Genomic DNA, 17454 nt, shown 5'->3' on the forward strand with positions numbered 1-17454 from the left:
GGCGACAGGTCTCCTCGCCGGTTGCTTCGCCCTGTTCTGCGGAGCGGCGGCCGAGGACGAGGCGCGTCGGCTGCGTCCGGGGCTGGACGGGGTGCGACGGCGCGGCGCATCGCTCCTCGGCGCCGCAGGATTGCTGGCGATCCTCGGCGACGGCGCGGCCGCGCTGATGGCTCTCATCTGGGTCCCTGCCTTCGCGGATGTCGGGACGCCGGTCGCCTTCGCCGCGCCCTGGATCCTCCTCGCCGCTCTCGGCCTGATCATCGCGCCGGTGATCGCCGACATCGGGCTGTGGGATCTGCGGCGATCGGCCCGCGGCCCGATCGCCGCCGCAGCGGGCTCCGCCGCCGCAGCGGGCTCCGCCGCCGCAGCGGGCTCCGCCGCCGCAGTGGACTCCGACACACTCCCGCCCCGTCCCTGAGGACCCGCAGGTCAGCGGCATGGCCCGGGATGCGGCCCCACCTGCGGCGACGTTGACCCCGCAGGGATCGGCCCAGTACTGTTGACCCTCGTCGTGCCTTGTGCGCGCCCGAACGCCGCCGATATCTCACGCCCGGCGCGAGAGGGCTCCTCACACGCACAGCCGATCCACCCGCTCGCTCCGCACTGCGGCACGAGGGGGACGGGGGTCAGGGCTCGGCTACAGGCCATGCTTTATCTGAAGGAAGCGTGTCCACGGTCCATCGAATCGCGGATCGAGCCCGCGCGCAGTCGTGCGCGGAGCGCGACGATCCGCAACTACGAGAGAAGAAGGCACGAGTGCGTACGTTCACCCCGAAGCCCGACGATGTCGAGCGTTCCTGGTACGTCATCGACGCAACGGATGTCGTCCTCGGCCGGCTCGCTTCCCAGGCTGCTCAGCTGCTGCGGGGCAAGCACAAGCCGGTCTTCGCACCCCACGTGGATGCAGGCGACTACGTCATCATCATCAACGCCGACAAGGTGGCGCTGACCGGGAACAAGCGGGAGACCAAGCTGGCCTACCGCCACTCCGGCTACCCGGGCGGTCTCCGCTCCGTGAAGTACTCCGAGCTGCTCGAGCAGCGCCCGGAGCTGGCGGTGGAGAAGGCCATCAAGGGCATGCTCCCCCACAACAAGCTGGCCGATCAGCAGATCAAGAAGCTCAAGGTGTACCGCGGCGCGGAGCACCCCCACGCGGCCCAGCAGCCCCAGACCTTCACCATCGACCAGGTGGCTCAGTGACGGGCCTGGCCCCTCACAGCACCCTGCAGCACGGACATAACTGAGGAGAACCGTGACCGAGACTGAGACGACGACCGAGGTCGTCGAGGACGAGACCGTCCCCACCAGCTACACCACCGAGTCGACCGAGGAGGCCGCCGTCGGCCGCGGCACCTCCGCGACCGCTCCCGGCGCCGGCACCGGCCGCCGCAAGGAGGCCGTCGCCCGCGTCCGCCTCGTGCCCGGCACCGGCACCTGGACCATCAACGGGCGCGAGCTCGAGGCCTACTTCCCCAACAAGGTCCACCAGCAGGAGGTCAACGAGCCCTTCAAGCTGCTCGACCTCCAGGGCCGCTTCGACGTCATCGCCCGCATCCACGGCGGCGGCGTCTCCGGGCAGGCCGGTGCTCTTCGTCTGGGCGTCGCTCGCGCGCTCAACCAGATCGACGAGGAGAACAACCGCCCGGCGCTGAAGAAGGCCGGCTTCCTGACGCGCGACGCGCGCGTCATCGAGCGCAAGAAGGCCGGCCTCAAGAAGGCCCGCAAGGCCCCGCAGTTCTCCAAGCGCTGATCGACGCGGCGCTCTGCGCCGCCCGCCCGGCTGCTTCACCGACGGCCCCCGACCTCACGGTCGGGGGCCGTCGTCGTGCCGGGCGGGATCATCCGAGCGGGCGGTGCGGAGGGGGCCGGAAGAGAAGCCGGGCGGATACGGGCGTGCTGTGCGCCTCAGCCCCCGATAGCGCGCGCCTGGGTCGGTGCCGCGCGCGGTCGCCGTATCCTGAGGCACGCCCTGACCAGCCGCCCGGCGGCATGAGGAGAGGAACCCCATGGCACGACTGTTCGGAACCGACGGCGTCCGCGGACGCGCGAACGTCGACATCACCGCGGAGCTGGCGGTCGAGCTGTCGGTCGCCGCCGCCCACGTCCTGGCGACCTTCGGTGCCTTCAACGGCAGTCGCGCCCGCGCGATCGTGGCCCACGACCCGCGCCCCTCCGGCGACTTCCTCTCCGCCGCCGTGTGCGCGGGCCTCGCCTCGGCCGGCGTCGACGTCGAGGACGCCGGCGTGCTGCCCACCCCGGGCCTGGCCCACCTGGTCAAGGAGTCCGGCGCGGACCTGGGCGTCATGATCTCCGCCTCCCACAACCCCTCGGCCGACAACGGCATCAAGTTCTTCGCCCGCGGCGGCACGAAGCTGCCCGACGAGGTCGAGGACGCGATCGAGGCCCGCCTCGGCGAGGAGTGGGAGCGCCCGCAGGACACCATCGTCGGCTCCATCACCCGCTACGAGGGCGCCGTCGACCAGTACGTCGACCACCTCGTCTCCACGCTGGACCGCACGCTCGAGGGCCTGACCGTCGTCGCTGACTGCGCCAACGGCGCCGCCTTCGAGACCGGCCCGAAGGCGCTGCGGGCCGCCGGGGCGACCGTCCACGTGATCGGCGACCGCACCGACGGCCTGCAGATCAACGAGGACTGCGGCTCCACGCACCTCGAGAAGCTGCAGGCCGCCGTCCGCGAGAAGGGCGCCGACATCGGCGTCGCCTTCGACGGTGACGCCGACCGCTGCCTGGCCGTCGACGCCGCCGGGGAGGAGATCGACGGCGACCAGATCATGGCGATCCTCGCGCTCGACCTCAAGGAGCGCGGGCGCCTGCACGACGACGTCCTCGTCGTCACCGTCATGAGCAACCTGGGCCTCAAGCTCGCGATGCGCGAGCACGGCATCACCCTGGGCCAGACCGGCGTGGGCGACCGCTACGTGCTCGAGGAGATGAACCTGGGCAACTACTCGCTCGGCGGGGAGCAGTCCGGCCACGTGATCATGGCCGAGCACGCCACCACGGGCGACGGCGAGCTCACCGCCCTGCACCTGCTGCAGCGCATGGTCGCCACCGGTCGCAGCGCCCGGGACCTCGCGGACGTCATGACCCGCATGCCGCAGGCCCTGATCAACGTCAAGGGCGTCGACAAGGCCCGCGCGTCCATCGACCGCGGCGTGCTCGACGCCGTCGCGGAGGTGGAGAAGGAGCTGGGGGAGAGCGGGCGCGTGCTCCTGCGCCCTTCCGGCACCGAGCCCGTCGTGCGCGTCATGGTCGAGGCGCCCAGCGACGGCCAGGCCCACACCGCCGCCGACCGCCTCGCCGCCGTCGTCCGGGAGCGCCTCGCGCTCTGAGGCCCTGAGACACTGCGGCTCTGAGGCTCTGAGGCCCTGAGGCACTGAGACTCTGCGGCTCGGAGGCGACGCGCCGCGGGCACTCTGCCGCGGGTGCTCTGCCGTCGCGCTGTTGTGCGCGCTCACGTTCCATCCGTGGAACGTGAGCGCGCACAACGCGCCCAGGGACAGGCAGGGGGAACGGCGCGGGGGAGGACTGCGCGGGGAGGTCGAGCGGAGAACCGGGGCGTGCGGAGGAGAGCGCCGACAGCGTCGCGTCGGGGCTCAGAGCCGCCGCAGCAGCACCGAGGACACCTGGTGGTCGGCGCCCTTGCGCAGCACCAGGTCCGCGCGCCCGCGCGTCGTGATCACGTTCTCGGCGAGGTTGGGGCCGTTGATCGTGTCCCAGATGCGGTGCGCCGTCGCGCGCGCCTCGTCGTCCGACAGGTCCGCAAAGCGCTTGAAGTACGACTGCGGGTCCGCGAACGCCGTCCGTCGCAGCGACAGGAAGCGGTCGACGTACCAGCGCCGCACGTCCTCCATGCGCGCGTCGACGTACACCGAGAAGTCGAAGAGGTCCGAGACCGCGAGGCCCAGGCGACCGTCGCGGCGCGGGCGGGCGGGCTGCAGCACGTTCAGGCCCTCGACGATCAGCACATCGGGCCGCTCCACCACCACGGACTCGCCCTCGACGATGTCGTACACGAGGTGGGAGTACACGGGGGCCTCGACCCGGTCCATCCCGGACTTCACATCCGCCACGAAGCGCAGCAGCGCCCGCCGGTCATAACTCTCCGGGAATCCCTTGCGGTGCATGATCCCGCGCGCCTCGAGCTCGGCGTTGGGCAGCAGGAACCCGTCGGTGGTCACGAGCTGCACGCGCGGCGTCTCGGGCCAGCGAGCCATGAGCTCGCGCAGCAGGCGCGCCGTGGTGGACTTGCCCGCCGCGACGGAGCCGGCCACGCCGATGACGAACGGCGTGCGGCGCTGGGGCTCGTCGAGGAAGTCCTCGCGGGCGCGGCGCAGGCGCTGGGCCGCGGCCACGTGCATCCCCAGCAGACGGGAGATGGGCCGGTAGATCTCGTCGACCTCGCGCATGTCGAGGCGGTCGCCGAGGCCCGCGAGACGGGCGACGTCCTCCTCCGACAGCGGCAGCGGCGTCTGGTGCGACAGCCGCGCCCAGTCCGCACGGGAGATCTCGTCGAAGGGCGTGGCGGCCTCGCTGCGCGCACCGGAGGAGCTCATGGACGCCCATTGTTCCAGCTTCGCGCGGGACCTGCGGACGATGCCGCCCGCAGAGCGCCGCAGCGGCCGAGGCGATGGGACCGTCCGGTCGATCCCGGAACAGCGGGCCCGGGGCCGTGCGTGAAGATGACGGCTCCTGTGCGCGCTCGTGCATCGCCGTGCAGGGCCGCCCGAGAACGTGAGCGACGCCTCCACGACAGGCCGCGTCGAGGCCTCCGGGAGGCCCGCGCGCCGCTACGGTGAGGCGCATGTGTGGAATCGTCGGATACGCAGGGCCCCGCCCCTCCAGCCCCTCCTCCCGCCCCGTGGACGTGGTCCTCGCGGGCCTGGCCCGCCTCGAGTACCGCGGCTACGACTCGGCCGGCGTGGCTGTGCTCGACGGCGACGCGGTGCGCATCGACAAGCGCGCCGGGAAGCTCGCCAACCTCCGCGAGGAGGTCGCCGGGCACGAGGAGTCCAGCAGCCAGGTCGCCATCGGCCACACCCGCTGGGCCACCCACGGCGCCCCCACCGACGCCAACGCCCACCCGCACCGCGGCGGGAAGCACGGCGAGCTCGCCCTCGTGCACAACGGCATCATCGAGAACTTCGCGCCGCTGAAGGCCGAGCTGGTCGCCGAGGGCTACGAGTTCGACTCCGAGACCGACTCCGAGGTCGCCGCGCACCTCGTCGCCCGCGAGATGACCCGCCTCGCGGACGAGGCCGGGGCGGAGGAGGGCGCTGCGGGCGCCGATCTGACCGAGGCCATGCGCCGCGTCGTCTCCCGCCTCGAGGGGGCCTTCACGCTCCTGGCCGTCGATGCCGCCGCCCCCGACCGCGTCGTCGCCGCCCGCCGCAACTCCCCGCTCGTGGTGGGCCTGGGCGAGGGCGAGAACTTCCTGGGCTCCGACGTGGCCGCCTTCATCGACGCCACCAAGGAGGCGCTCGAGGTCGGTCAGGACCAGATCGTCACCGTCACCCCGGACGACGTCGCGATCATCGGCTTCGACGGCGCCCCCGTGACCGACGCGAAGCGTTACACGATCGAGTGGGACACGACCGCCGCGCAGAAGGGCGGCTACCCGTCCTTCATGGCCAAGGAGATCCACGAGCAGGCCTCCGCCGTCGCCGACACCCTCCGCGGCCGCATGGAGAACGGGCGCCTGCACCTCGACGAGATGAAGATCGACCCGGCGCTGCTGCGCAGCATCGACAAGATCGTCGTCGTGGCCTGCGGCACCGCCGCCAACGCCGGCTCCGTCGTCAAGTACGCCATCGAGCACTGGTGCCGCATCCCCGTCGAGGTCGAGCTCGCCCACGAGTTCCGCTACCGCGACCCCGTCGTCACCGAGAAGACCCTGGTCATCGCCATCTCCCAGTCGGGCGAGACGATGGACACCCTGATGGCCGTGCGCCACGCCAAGGAGCAGGGCGCCAAGGTCGTCGCGATCTGCAACACCCGCGGCTCGACCATCCCGCGCGAGTCCGACGCGGCGCTGTACCTCAACGTCGGCCCCGAGATCGCCGTCGCCTCCACGAAGGCGTACCTGGGGCAGATCGGCGCCTGCTACCTCCTGGGCCTCTACCTCGCCCAGGAGCGGGGGAACTTCTTCCCCGAGGAGATCGCCGAGATCATGCACGACCTCGAGGGCCTGCCCGACAAGGTCCAGGCGGTCCTCGACAACGCCGCGCAGGTCGAGCAGCTGGCGCATGACATGGCCGACGCCACGAGCGTGCTGTTCCTGGGCCGCCACGTGGGCTACCCGACCGCGATGGAGGGCGCCCTCAAGCTCAAGGAGATCGCCTACATCCACGCGGAGGGCTTCGCCGCCGGCGAGCTCAAGCACGGGCCGATCGCGCTCGTCGACGAGGGCCAGCCGGTGTTCATCATCGTGCCCTCGCCCCGCGGCCGCGACTCCCTGCACTCCAAGGTGGTCTCCAACATCCAGGAGATCCGCGCCCGCGGTGCCCGCACGATGGTCATCGCGGAGGAGGGCGACACCGACGTGGAGCCCTACGCCGATGTGGTGATCCGTGTGCCCGCCACCCGCACGCTGTTCGCGCCGCTGCTGACGATCATCCCGCTGCAGATCTTCGCGTGCGAGCTCGCGACCGCGAAGGGCCTGGACGTGGACCAGCCGCGCAACCTCGCCAAGTCCGTCACGGTGGAGTGATACTGCTGGGGTGACCGAGCCCCAGCACGTCGACTCCGCGACCGAGCGTCCGCCGCGCATCGAGTCGCCCTCCGACGCCGGCTCCGCCTACCTGCCCCGTGATGACGGGACGGTGGTCGGGGTCGGCGTCGACGTCGTCGACATCGCCCGCCTGACCGCGGCGATCGAGCGGTCCCCGGCCCTCCTCGAGCGCCTGCTGACCCCGAGCGAGCGCCGCCTCTCCGCGGCGTCCCGGGCCGCGCGCGTCGCCGCGAAGGAGGCCGTGGGCAAGGCCCTCGGGCATCCCGGCGACTTCTCCTGGCACGACGTGACGGTGCGCCGCACCGAGGCCGGGCGCCCCTACCTCGTGCTGTCGGGGGCCACGGATGCCAGCGCCCGCGCCCTCGGCGTCGCCCACCTGCACCTCTCGGTCTCCCACGACGGCGGGGTCGCGACAGCGATCGTCGTCGCCGAGCGCGGGCCAGGGGGCGCGGCAGGAGCCGACGTCGACGGTGCCGGCGTCGACGGTGCAGGCGTCGACGGTGCGGACATCGCACGGGCGGGCGTCGCAGGAGCCGGGGCGGACGCCGCGGCGGCCGGGCCGGGGGGCGCCTCGTGATCCGCGCGCACACCGCCGATGCGGTCCGGGCCGCGGAGCAGCCCCTGCTCGCCGCGGGCATGCCGCTCATGCAGCGCGCGGCGGCCGCGCTCGCCGTCGTCCAGGTGCGCCTGCTGCGCGAGAGCACGGGCGGCGTATCCGGGAGGCGCGTCGTGATCCTGGTCGGGCCCGGCTCCAACGGCGGCGACGCCCTGCACGCCGGGGCGCGCCTGGCCCGCCGCGGCGTCGGCGTCGTGGCGATCGCGACGGCCGCGCGCCTGCACGGCGAGGGGGCCGAGGCGCTGCGCGGCGCGGGCGGGCGGATCCTCCGCCTCGCCGCCCTCGACGCCGCGGGCATCGAGCGGGAGCTGGCCCGGGCCCACCAGATCTGCGACGGCGTGCTCGGCATCGGCGGACGCGCCGAGCTCGACGAGCCCCTGGCCGCGCTGCTGCGCGCGGCGAGCGCCGCGAGGGCCCCCGTCGTCGCCGTCGACGTCCCCACCGGGGTCGACGCCACGACGGGCCAGGCCGACCCCGCGGCCGTCCGCGCCGCGGTCACCGTGACCTTCGGGGCCGTCAAGGCGGGTCTGCTCATGCCCGGTGCGGCCGCGCATGCGGGCCGGATCGAGCTGGTCGACATCGGCCTGACGCCCCACCTGCCCGAGCGCCCCGCCGCGCTGCGCCTGGTGGACGAGGACGTCCGCGCTCTGTGGCCCGTGCCCGGGCCCGCCGACCACAAGTACTCGCGCGGGGTCGTGGCCCTGGACGTCGGCAGCCCCGCCTTCCCGGGTGCCGCCGTGCTCGCCGCGGAGGGCGCCGCCCGCGCCGGGGCCGGCATGGTCCGGTACCGCGGACCGGCCGCCGTGCGCGACCTCGTGCTCGCCCGCCGCCCCGAGGTGGTCGGGGCCGACGGGCGGCGCCAGGCCCTCGTCGTCGGATCGGGCCTGGACAGCGATGACCCCCGCTGCCGGGCCGGGGTCGAGGAGCTCCTCCTCGCGGATGGGCACCGGGAGCTCCTCCTCGCGGATGGGCGTCGGGAGCTGATCGATGATGCTGCCGGCGTGATCGATGCGGGCGCGCTCGCGGCGATCCGCCCCGGTGACCGCTTCGGCCCGCGCGTGGTCCTGACCCCGCATGCGGGGGAGGCCGCACGCCTCGCCGCGGCGCTCGGCCTGCGCGAGGACCTCCCGGCGCCGCGCCTGGCGACCGCGCTCGCGGAGGAGACCGGGGCGACCGTCCTGCTCAAGGGGGCTGTCACCCTCGTGGCCGACGGCGAGGACCCCGCGCAGCTCACGAGCCAGGCCGATGCGACGCCGTGGTTGGCCACCGCGGGCGCCGGCGATGTGCTCGCCGGGATCCTCGGGACCCTGCTCGCGTCGGGCCTGCCGGGCGCGCGTGCCGCAGGTCTCGCCGCGCTGCTCCACGGCCGCGCTGCCTGCGACGCCTCCCGCGGAGGGCGCGCCCCGCTGGTGGCCCTGGACGTCGCCGAGCACCTTCCCGGCGCGCTCGCGTCTATCCTGGACGACGCGCTCCGTCCGGACGCGCCACGAGGAGGAGCATGAGCATCGCCATTCCCGCGGAGGATCCGCGGCACGTCCCGAACCGTGCCGTCATCGACCCCGCAGCGATCACGCACAACACGCGCGCCCTGCGCGGGCTGCTGGGGGAGCAGACCGCGCTCATGGCCGTGGTCAAGGCCGATGCCTACGGGCACGGCATGCTGACCGCCGCCCGGGCCGCCCTCGAGGGCGGGGCCACGTGGCTGGGTGTCGCCCACCCCGCATCGGCCCTCGCGCTCGTGCGCGCCGGGCTCGACGTCCCGATCTTCACCTGGCTGTACGAGCCCGCGACGGCCGCCGAGGTGCTGCCCAAGGTGATCGAGGCCGGGATCGACGTGTCGGTGGGCTCCGAGCGGATGCTGCGCCTGGTCGCCGAGGCCTCCCACGCCGCCGACCGCCGCGCCCGCGTGCACATCAAGATCGACACCGGCATGGGCCGCAACGGCGTCCTGCCCGAGGCGATGACGTCGTTCGCCGAGGCCCTCGGCGCCGAGGACCGTGTCCGCACGATCGGCGCCTGGACGCACCTGTCCGCGGCCGACGACCCCGCCGACCCCGAGACCGACCGCCAGATCGACGTCTTCGATACAGCCTGCGCGATGCTCTCCGAGGAGATCGGCCCCATCGCCCTCCAGCACGTCGCCAACACTGCCGCGACGATCTCCCGGCCCGACCTGCACCGCGACCTCGTGCGCCCGGGCATCGGCCTGTACGGCTACGCGCCGCTGCCGATGCCCGAGGGCACGCGCCTGCGCCCCGCGCTGTCGCTCACGAGCCGGCTCGCCCTGGTCAAGGACGTCCAGGTCGGCCAGCGCGTCGGCTACGGCCACACCTTCGTCACCGACCGCCCCACGCGCCTCGGGCTCGTGCCGATCGGCTACGCCGACGGCCTGCACCGCGCCGCCTCCGGGGAGGTCGACGTGGTGGTGCGCACCCGCACGGGCGACCAGCTCGCGGCCCAGGTGGGGCGGATCTCGATGGACCAGATCGTGCTGGACCTCGGACCCGACTCCCGCGCGCAGGCCGGCGACGCCGTGATCCTGATCGGCGACCCGGGGGCGGCCGTGCTCGACGACGGCGACGTCCCGAGCGCCGAGGACTGGGCGCGCGCGGCCGGGACCATCCCGTACGAGGTGCTGACCTCCGTCAGCGCCCGGGTGCCGCGCGAGGTGCGCGAGGTGAAGGCGTGACCGGGACGGCGGGGGCTTCGGCGGACGGCACCTGTCCGGACGCCGCCGCAGAGGACGCCGCCGCTGCGGACGGCACCGCCCACCGCGAGGTCGCGCCGATCGAGGTCGCGACCGCGGGGGCCGAGGCCAGTCGCTCCGTGGCCCGCGCTCTCGCCGCCCACCTGCGGCCCGGCGACCTGATCGTCCTGGACGGACCGCTCGGCGCCGGCAAGACGACCTTCACGCAGGGCCTCGGGGCGGCGCTCGGCGTGCGCGGAGCGGTGGCCTCGCCGACGTTCGTGATCTCCCGCGTGCACCCGTCCCTCCGCGGAGGGCCTGCGCTCGTGCACGTGGACGCCTACCGCCTGTCCGGCGGCTTCGATATCGACGACCTGGACCTCGACTCCGAGCTCGAGGACGCCGTGACCGTCGTCGAGTGGGGCCGGGACCGGGTCGAGCACCTCGCGGCCTCGCACCTGCTCATCGAGCTCGAGCGCGCCGTCGCCTCCGACGCCGTCCCGGCGGATGGCACCGCCGCGGGCGGCGCCATCGCGGACGGCAGCGCCGCCGACGGCGCAGCCGGCGATGCCGCAGCCGACAGCACCGGCGACAGCACCGACGAGCCGCGCCTGCTGCGCCTGACCCCGCACGGACCTCGCTGGGACGACGCCGCCGTCGCCACGCTGCGCTCCGACCTCCTCGCCCTCGAAGGGACCGCCTGATATGTGGCTCGGCATCGACACCTCCGGCGCGGTCAGCGTCGCCGTCTGCGACGACCCCGCCGGGTCCGCAGCGCCCGTGATCCGCGGCGTCGTCTCCGACGACCGCGCCCGCCACCACGACGAGGTGCTCATGGGCCTCGTCGACCAGGCGCTCGCCCAGGCCGGAGCGGGGCGCGCGGACATCACCGCGATCGTCGCCGGTCGCGGCCCGGGCCCCTTCACGGGCCTGCGCGTGGGGCTCGTGACCGCCCGCACCCTCGCCGCCGTGCTCGACGTGCCGCTGCGGGGGCTGTGCTCCCTCGACGCGCTCGCGCACGAGGCCGCGGCCTCCGTCATCGAGTCGGAGGGGGACGAGGCGCCTGCCGAGCTGTCGGTCGCCGTGGCCCTCGACGCCCGGCGCCGCGAGGTCTACTGGGCCCGCTACACTGCCGCCGCCGGGCGCCTCATGCGCGTCGAGGGCCCCGCCGTCGACGCCCCGGCCGACGTCGCACGGCGCCTGCGCGCCGACGACGTGCTGGTCGGCTCCGGCGCCCACCTGTACCCCGAGCAGCTCCCGCCGACGGCCGATCTGCGCCACGTCGACGCGGGCCATCTGCTCCAGGCCGCCGCCCTGGCGCGCGCGGCGGGGGAGGACCTCTCCTCGACCGAGCCGCTGTACCTGCGCGAGCCCGACGCCGCGAAGCCGACGGCCCGCAAGAGCGCGCTGGGCCGGTGACGCGCGCGGAGGCGGGCGAGGCCGCGCTCCCCGCCGGGACGAGCCTGCGCCCGGCCGTCGTCGACGACGCGATGGTGCTCGGCTTCCTCGAGCTGCAGCTGTTCCCGGGCGAGGCCTGGACCGTCTTCCAGCTGGCCGAGGAGATCGAGCACCCCGACCGCCGCTACGCCGTGGTCGAGGAGGCGGGAGAGATCATCGGCTACGCCGGGATCATGAGCGGCGGCGACGTGGCCGACCTCCACACGATCGGCACCGTCGCGCCCGGTCGCGGCATCGGCCGCGCGCTGCTGGCCTGGTGCGAGGAGCAGGCGCGGGCGGGCGGGGCCGAGCGGATGCTGCTGGAGGTCCGGGAGGACAACGAGCGGGCCCGCGCCGTGTACGAGCGCACCGGCTACGAGGCCATCGCGCGGCGCCGCGGCTACTACCGCCTGCCGGACCGGACGGTCGACGCGATCATCATGCAGCGCGCGCTCTGACGAGCGACCCGACAGCGGAGAGGGGCGCCGTGCGCACGACGCCCCCTCCGCCGCCGGGTGCACCTCAGACGAACGCCCGCACCTTCTGGAACAGGTCCGCGTAGCGGCGGTCCAGGATCCTCGCGGCCCCCTGCAGGCACAGCCAGAAGGCCAGCGCCCCGCAGACGACGGACACGAGGCCCGCGATCAGCTGGATCAGCGCCGAGCCCACGATGAGCCCCCACACGGCCAGGCCGATCGCGAGCAGCTGCGGCACCCACACCCCGAACATCGCCGCGAAGGACGCGATCCACGCGTTGGCCGAGCTCGACGAGCGATCCTTCATCGGATTCGTCCCCGGCTCCGCCGCGGGATAGGCCAGCGTGACGGCCACCAGGCACGACACGCCCCATGCACCCATCATCGCGCCAAGGGAGCCGAGCATCACCAGCGGGATCAGGTCGCCCATCCCCACCAGGAGCGGCACGACGATCGCGCAGAGCATGGCGAAGGGCACCGTGAACACCGCCAGCGCGGCGACCCTGCCCAGGAGGCTGTCGCGGGCGCGGATCCCCGCGGTGAGGTTCACCCAGCCCGCCGGGCCGTCGAAGCCGATCTCGTTGGACAGCGCGATGGAGGACAGCCCGCTGATGAAGACGACACCGCCGACGGCCATGGGAGCCTGCGACGGGCTCAGCACGCCCATCGCGGTGAAGAACAGGAGCATCACCGGCATGACCCCGAGGGAGGCCAGGTAGCGGGCGTCGCGCCGCCAGTACCGCAGCGAGCGACCCATCGCGGCCCCGAGCGCGTTCTGCGGGGCGAAGCGAGGCACGAGCGCGGTCACCTTGGCATTGCCGGAGGTCGCGTCGCCGATGAGCGCGGAGCGCAGGGCCAGGCGCACCGAGCGCCGCCACCACAGCCACACCAGTGCGATCGCCGCGAGAGTGATCACGAGGCGCGCGAGCCCGACGAGCACGTGGCCCTCCGCGATATCGATGGGGGCGGCGAAGGCCGCGCCCAGCGGGGTCCACGCGAGGACGCCGACCGCGGTGCGCAGGTACCCGAGCACCATCGCCGCATCGAGGTCCTCGATGCCCTGCATCGCGAGCGAGAAGCCGTAGATCGCGCCGAGCATCACCACCAGGGAGAGCACGCCGCCGAGCTCGCGGCCGCGGCGGGAGGACTGCCGCGTGGCGCCGTGGGCGAGGATCGCGCGAGGCAGCAGCAGGCACAGGGCGAGGCCGAGCAGGTTCGCGGGCAGCATGAGCACGGCCGCGGCGATGACCGTCGCCATGCCCGACGGGGCCGCGGTCAGCAGCCACAGCACCTCGCAGACGCTCGCGATCACGAGCGCCAGCAGGGTGAACAGGGAGGGCAGGCTGATCGCGGCGGCCGCGAACAGGCCCGTCTGCAGCTCCCGGGCGGAGCGGGGGAGGGTCGCGAAGCGCCGCGGATCGAGCGTGTCGTCGATCCCGAAGGCGAACAGCGGGATCACGAGCCACCCGAGCACGAGCAGCGCGCCGAGGCCCCGCATGAGCAGGCCGAAGGCATCGGGGCCCGCCCCGTCCAGGAGCAGGGCCGCGCCGCCGAGGAGGACCGCGAGCATCACGAGGCCGCCGATCCCGTAGAGAGCGCCGAAGATCGTGCCGATCAGCTTGCCGATGTTCTTGCGGAACGAGCGCTTCCACAGCGTCCACTTGAGCCTGGCCAGCAGGGGGATAAGGCGGCGCTGGGGGATCGTGCCGTGGCCCATGCCGCCGACGGCGTGGAGGTCGCCGATCGCGGGGGACAGGGCCCCGGTCTCCGGGTCGGTCAGGCGTCGAGCCACGACAGGCTCCCCTCTGCGACGTCGGCGCCGCCGACCATGTCGACGAAGCGCTGCTGGAGCGAGCCGCCGCCGCGGACCTCGTCGAGGGAGCCTGCGGCCAGCACCTGCCCGTCGGCGATCACGGCCACGTGGCTGCACAGCTCCTCGACGAGGGCCATCACGTGGCTCGAGAGGATCACGGTGCCGCCGCCGGCGACGAAGCGCCGCAGGATCGTGCGGATCACCTCGCCGGAGACGGGGTCGACGGCCTCGAGGGGCTCGTCCAGGACCAGCAGGCGCGGGGCGTGGATCAGGGCGCAGGCCAGCAGGATCTTCTTGGTCATGCCGGCGGAGTAGTCGACGACGAGCTTGCCCTCCTGGTCGGCGAGCCCGAGCGCCTCGAGCAGGGAGCCGATCCGCTGGTCGACCACCGCGGCGTCCATGCCGCGGATGAGGCCGACGTAGGTGAGCAGCTCGCGGGCCGTGAGGCGGTCGAAGGTGCGCAGGCCGTCGGCCAGGACGCCGAGCTGGGCCTTGGCGCGCTCGGGCTCGGCCCACATGTCGACGCCGAGCACCTGGGCGGTGCCGGCGTCGGGACGCAGCAGGCCCGTAGCCATCGAGAGGGTGGTGGTCTTGCCGGCGCCGTTGGGGCCCACGAGGCCGTAGAAGGAGCCGCGCGGCACGTCGAGGGAGACGCCGTGGACCACCTCGGTGCCGTCGAAGGACTTCACGAGGCCGCGCAGGGACAGCGCGGCCGTCGCCGAGTGCGCGGCCGTCGCGTCGAGGGGGCGCGCGGCAGGGTCGACGGGTGCGGGTGCGGCCGTCGCGTCGAGGGGGCGCGCGGCAGGGTCGACGGGTGCGGGTGCGGGTGCAGGTGCGGCAGTGGTCTCGGGCCCGGCGTACGGCGGTGCGGCGGGCGGGGCCTGGGGCTCAGGGGCGTCGGGGAGGAGAGGCGAGGAGCTCATGGCTCCACGCTAGGGGTGCGGGGCGCGGCGCGGAGCCGACGGGGGACGGCGCTCGGTCCGACTTTCGTCGACGAGCGGCAACGGCGCACCCCGCCGATGGTCCGTGCCCGTCGGGACCGCGACGATCGGGCGCAGCGCATCACGTCAGCGGCGTCAGGGCCGGAGGGTCACGCCAGCGACGCTCCGTCGGGGCCCAGCAGACGGTCCTGCGCGGTCTCGGTGACGAGGTGGCGCACGACGTCGCGGCCGTCGGCGCCCTCGCGGGCGGCGACGGCGAGCTGGCGCTGGTACGAGGCGCCGGCGTCGCAGATGAGCGCGATGTCCGCGAGCTCGGCGGCGCAGCCCAGGCGCTCGGCCACGGGCGCCAGGCGCGCGAGGAGGGCGCGCACGTGATCGGTCACGAGCTCCTCGGCGTTGTCGGCCCCCACCACGAGGATCGCGTCCATCCCGTAGCGGGCGGCCCGCCACTTGTTCTCCGCGACCTGCCAGGGGTGGAAGCGCGGCAGGCCCTCGCCCGCGTCCAGGCGGGACGAGAAGTCCTCGACGAGGCACTGGACGAGCGCCGTCATCGCCATGACCTCCCGCAGCGTCGGCATCGCATCGGCGACGCGCACCTCGATCGTCCCGAACGCCGGGACCGGGCGGATGTCCCAGCGGATCTCGCTGATGGTGTCGATGACGCCCATCGTCAGCATGTCCTGGACATAGGACTCGTACTGCTCCCACGCATCGAACTGGTAGGGCAGCCCCGCCGTCGGTAGCTGCTGGAACAGCAGGGAGCGGTTGGAGGCGTAGCGCGTGGCCTCGCCCTGCCAGTACGGGCTCGAGGCCGACAGCGCGAGCAGCGTCGCGGCCTCCGTGAGCAGCGCGTTCGTGATCGGCAGGATCTTGTCGGCCGACTCGATGCCGACGTGCACGTGCATGCCGTAGATGGTCATCTGCCGACCCCACCACTGGGTGCGGTCGATGAGCGTGGAGTAGCGCGCCGCGTCGGTGACCTGCTGCTCCTCCCAACGGGAGAAGGGATGCGTGCCGGCGCCCGTGACGTCCACGCGCATCGACGCCGTCGCCGCGCGCACCCGGTCCAGCGAAGCCTGCAGATCCGCGCGAGCCTCGCCCACGCTCGAGCACACCCCGGTCACGAGCTCGACCGTGTTCTGCAGCAGCTCGCCGACGACGCCGGGGGAGTGGACCGCCTCGGCATCGCGCACCGCCTCGAGCACGGCGGCCGCGCACTGGCGGGTCTGGCCGGAGTCGCTGTCGACGAGCAAGAGCTCCCATTCGACGCCGAGGGTCGAGCGGGCGGACGGGGCCACGGGGATGCGAGCCGGTGCGGGCATGCGCGTATTCTCGCAGGGCCGGGGACGTGTCCGGGCTACCGCCCGGTCCCTGGTCGGATGCGGAACCGGTCACGGCGGCGGCACCCTCGATAGGGTGCCGTGAGCCGTCGCTGCGACCCGGCCCCGCAGTGATCCGGCCCGCAGTGATCCAGCCCCCGTGATCCAGACCTCGAGCCCCAGGAGCCCGCATGCCCACCTCGCCCCGTCTCCTCCGCCGCGCCGCCGCGCACCGCGGCGATGCGGCGCAGCCGCTGCCGCAGGAGGTCCAGGAGATCCCCATCGGCCTGCGCCGCGCCGCCGCCTGGTCCTGGCGGATCCTGCTCGTCGTCGCGCTGATCGCGCTCGCCGTCTGGGGCATGAGCAAGGTGATGACCCTCGTCATCCCGCTGCTCATCGCCCTGCTGCTCACCTCGCTGCTGGCCCCCGTCGTACGCCTGCTGTCCGAGCACACCTTCCTCGGCCGCGGCGGTGCCAGCGGCATCGTCCTCATCGGCCTGCTCCTGCTCATCGCGGGCATGCTCACCCTCGCCGGCCGCCAGCTGTTCTCCCAGTGGAGCGACATCTCCCAGCAGGCGGTCGCGGGCTTCCAGCAGCTCACGGACTGGGTAACCGGGACGTTGGGCATCGACACGCCGACGATCAATTCGGCGATCGAGGAGCTCACGGCCAAGCTGCAGGCCAACTCGGGCACCATCATCTCCGGCGCCCTGTCCGGCGTCTCCACCGTCGGCAACGTCCTCACCGGCGGCTTCATCGCCCTGTTCTCCCTGTTCTTCTTCCTCGCCGACGGCCCCCGGATCTGGCGCTGGACCGTCGGCCTGCTGCCCCGCGAGGCGCGTCCGGCGACCCATGAGGCCTTCCGCCGCGGCTGGAAGGCCCTGTCGGCGTACATGCGCACCCAGGTGCTCGTCGCGGCCGTGGACGCGGTCGGCATCGCCCTGGGCATGGTCGGCGTGGGGCTGGCGGGCTACGCGATCCCCGTGTGGCTGATCGTGTTCCTGTTCTCGTTCATCCCGCTGGTCGGCGCGATCGTCTCGGGCATCATCGCCGTGCTGCTGGTGCTCGTGCTGAAGTCCTGGGTGATGGCGCTCGTGATGGTGGGCGTCGTGCTGCTGGTCCAGCAGATCGAGGGCAACGTGCTCCAGCCCTTCCTCATGGGCAAGGCGGTCGAGCTGCACCCGCTGGCCGTGTTCCTGGGCGTCGCCCTCGGGTCGATGGTCGCGGGGATCGCCGGTGCGCTGTTCGCGATCCCGCTCATCGCCTTCGTCAACGCCACCGCCCTCTACCTCGCCGGACGCGCCCCCAGTCCCGAGCTCGGCACGGATGAGTCCGCGCGCAGGGCGTACGCTCCCACAGTCCGCAGTTCACGCCGCGCCTGATCTCCCGGGGCGGCCCGCAGGAAGGCAGCCCCT

At 73.7% G+C, this 17454-nt stretch carries 16 protein-coding genes; 12 read left to right on the plus strand and 4 right to left on the minus strand.

Annotated features, from left to right (window positions below; translation table 11 throughout):
- The 4 genes from FM110_RS14100 to glmM form a co-directional block, all read left to right on the plus strand.
- Positions 1–418, plus strand: a 418-nt coding sequence (locus FM110_RS14100; RefSeq protein WP_200810165.1) for a hypothetical protein, incomplete at its 5' end; no start/stop codon positions are given.
- A gap of 338 nt (positions 419–756) precedes the next feature.
- The gene (gene rplM, locus FM110_RS04565; protein ID WP_087103091.1) at positions 757–1200 is read left to right on the plus strand and encodes a 50S ribosomal protein L13; all 444 of its coding nucleotides are present in this window, start codon (positions 757–759) and stop codon (positions 1198–1200) included.
- 52 nt (positions 1201–1252) lie between these two features.
- The gene (gene rpsI / locus FM110_RS04570) at positions 1253–1750 is read left to right on the plus strand and encodes a 30S ribosomal protein S9 (protein ID WP_087103093.1); all 498 of its coding nucleotides are present in this window, start codon (positions 1253–1255) and stop codon (positions 1748–1750) included.
- Positions 1751–2006: 256 nt separating this feature from the next.
- Positions 2007–3353: a phosphoglucosamine mutase gene (glmM, locus tag FM110_RS04575; RefSeq protein WP_087103095.1), complete on the plus strand. Its 1347-nt coding sequence runs from the start codon at positions 2007–2009 to the stop codon at positions 3351–3353.
- A 264-nt stretch (positions 3354–3617) separates the two neighbouring features.
- Here glmM and coaA read toward each other — a convergent pair whose 3' ends face one another.
- Positions 3618–4577, minus strand: a complete 960-nt coding sequence (gene coaA, locus FM110_RS04580) for a type I pantothenate kinase (RefSeq protein WP_087103097.1) — start codon at positions 4575–4577, stop codon at positions 3618–3620.
- A 248-nt stretch (positions 4578–4825) separates the two neighbouring features.
- Between coaA and glmS the strand changes: the two genes are divergently transcribed.
- Genes glmS through FM110_RS04615 form a run of 7 tightly spaced genes read left to right on the plus strand, consistent with a single transcriptional unit; the run spans position 4826 to position 11948 of the window.
- Positions 4826–6730 carry a glutamine--fructose-6-phosphate transaminase (isomerizing) gene (gene glmS, locus FM110_RS04585; protein WP_087103098.1) on the plus strand — a complete coding sequence of 635 codons (1905 nt, stop codon included), beginning with the start codon at positions 4826–4828 and terminating at the stop codon, positions 6728–6730.
- Positions 6731–6740: 10 nt separating this feature from the next.
- On the plus strand, positions 6741–7328 hold the full coding sequence (locus tag FM110_RS04590; protein WP_327230429.1) for a holo-ACP synthase: 588 nt from the start codon (positions 6741–6743) through the stop codon (positions 7326–7328).
- The gene (locus tag FM110_RS04595) at positions 7325–8869 is read left to right on the plus strand and encodes an NAD(P)H-hydrate epimerase (protein WP_087103100.1); all 1545 of its coding nucleotides are present in this window, start codon (positions 7325–7327) and stop codon (positions 8867–8869) included. Before FM110_RS04590 ends, FM110_RS04595 begins: the two co-directional genes overlap by 4 nt.
- On the plus strand, positions 8866–10056 hold the full coding sequence (gene alr / locus FM110_RS04600; RefSeq protein ID WP_087103102.1) for an alanine racemase: 1191 nt from the start codon (positions 8866–8868) through the stop codon (positions 10054–10056). The genes FM110_RS04595 and alr overlap by 4 nt, the downstream gene beginning before the upstream one ends.
- Positions 10053–10757, plus strand: a complete 705-nt coding sequence (gene tsaE, locus FM110_RS04605; RefSeq protein ID WP_159457976.1) for a tRNA (adenosine(37)-N6)-threonylcarbamoyltransferase complex ATPase subunit type 1 TsaE — start codon at positions 10053–10055, stop codon at positions 10755–10757. Before alr ends, tsaE begins: the two co-directional genes overlap by 4 nt.
- A 1-nt stretch (position 10758) precedes the next feature.
- On the plus strand, positions 10759–11472 hold the full coding sequence (gene tsaB, locus FM110_RS04610; protein WP_087103104.1) for a tRNA (adenosine(37)-N6)-threonylcarbamoyltransferase complex dimerization subunit type 1 TsaB: 714 nt from the start codon (positions 10759–10761) through the stop codon (positions 11470–11472).
- Positions 11469–11948 carry a GNAT family N-acetyltransferase gene (locus FM110_RS04615; protein WP_234991908.1) on the plus strand — a complete coding sequence of 160 codons (480 nt, stop codon included), beginning with the start codon at positions 11469–11471 and terminating at the stop codon, positions 11946–11948. Before tsaB ends, FM110_RS04615 begins: the two co-directional genes overlap by 4 nt.
- Before the next feature lie 64 nt (positions 11949–12012).
- Here the strand turns inward: FM110_RS04615 and FM110_RS14105 are convergent, their stop codons facing one another.
- From FM110_RS14105 to FM110_RS04630, 3 genes are all read right to left on the minus strand, one after another.
- Positions 12013–13758: a hypothetical protein gene (locus FM110_RS14105; RefSeq protein WP_087103106.1), complete on the minus strand. Its 1746-nt coding sequence runs from the start codon at positions 13756–13758 to the stop codon at positions 12013–12015.
- A complete protein-coding gene (locus FM110_RS04625) occupies positions 13743–14702 on the minus strand; it encodes an ABC transporter ATP-binding protein (protein ID WP_234991909.1) in 960 nt (319 codons plus the stop codon). The genes FM110_RS14105 and FM110_RS04625 overlap by 16 nt, the downstream gene beginning before the upstream one ends.
- A gap of 167 nt (positions 14703–14869) precedes the next feature.
- Positions 14870–16042 (minus strand): glutamate--cysteine ligase, encoded by a 1173-nt coding sequence (locus FM110_RS04630; RefSeq protein ID WP_087103108.1) that lies wholly within the window; start codon positions 16040–16042, stop codon positions 14870–14872.
- A gap of 188 nt (positions 16043–16230) precedes the next feature.
- On the opposite strand from FM110_RS04630, the gene FM110_RS04635 reads away from it, so the two are divergent.
- A complete protein-coding gene (locus FM110_RS04635; protein ID WP_087103109.1) occupies positions 16231–17421 on the plus strand; it encodes an AI-2E family transporter in 1191 nt (396 codons plus the stop codon).
- Positions 17422–17454 lie beyond the last annotated feature (33 nt).

This window comes from Brachybacterium nesterenkovii (genome assembly GCF_900163655.1).
GTDB lineage: Bacteria > Actinomycetota > Actinomycetes > Actinomycetales > Dermabacteraceae > Brachybacterium > Brachybacterium nesterenkovii.

Coding starts and splice junctions, on each gene's coding strand:
- glmM (WP_087103095.1), top strand. CDS start 2,007: ATGGCACGACTGTTCGGAACCGACGGCGTCCGCGGACGCGCGAACGTC.
- coaA (WP_087103097.1), bottom strand. CDS start 4,577: ATGAGCTCCTCCGGTGCGCGCAGCGAGGCCGCCACGCCCTTCGACGAG.
- glmS (WP_087103098.1), top strand. CDS start 4,826: ATGTGTGGAATCGTCGGATACGCAGGGCCCCGCCCCTCCAGCCCCTCC.
- alr (WP_087103102.1), top strand. CDS start 8,866: ATGAGCATCGCCATTCCCGCGGAGGATCCGCGGCACGTCCCGAACCGT.
- tsaB (WP_087103104.1), top strand. CDS start 10,759: ATGTGGCTCGGCATCGACACCTCCGGCGCGGTCAGCGTCGCCGTCTGC.
- FM110_RS04625 (WP_234991909.1), bottom strand. CDS start 14,702: ATGAGCTCCTCGCCTCTCCTCCCCGACGCCCCTGAGCCCCAGGCCCCG.
- FM110_RS04630 (WP_087103108.1), bottom strand. CDS start 16,042: ATGCCCGCACCGGCTCGCATCCCCGTGGCCCCGTCCGCCCGCTCGACC.
- FM110_RS04635 (WP_087103109.1), top strand. CDS start 16,231: ATGCCCACCTCGCCCCGTCTCCTCCGCCGCGCCGCCGCGCACCGCGGC.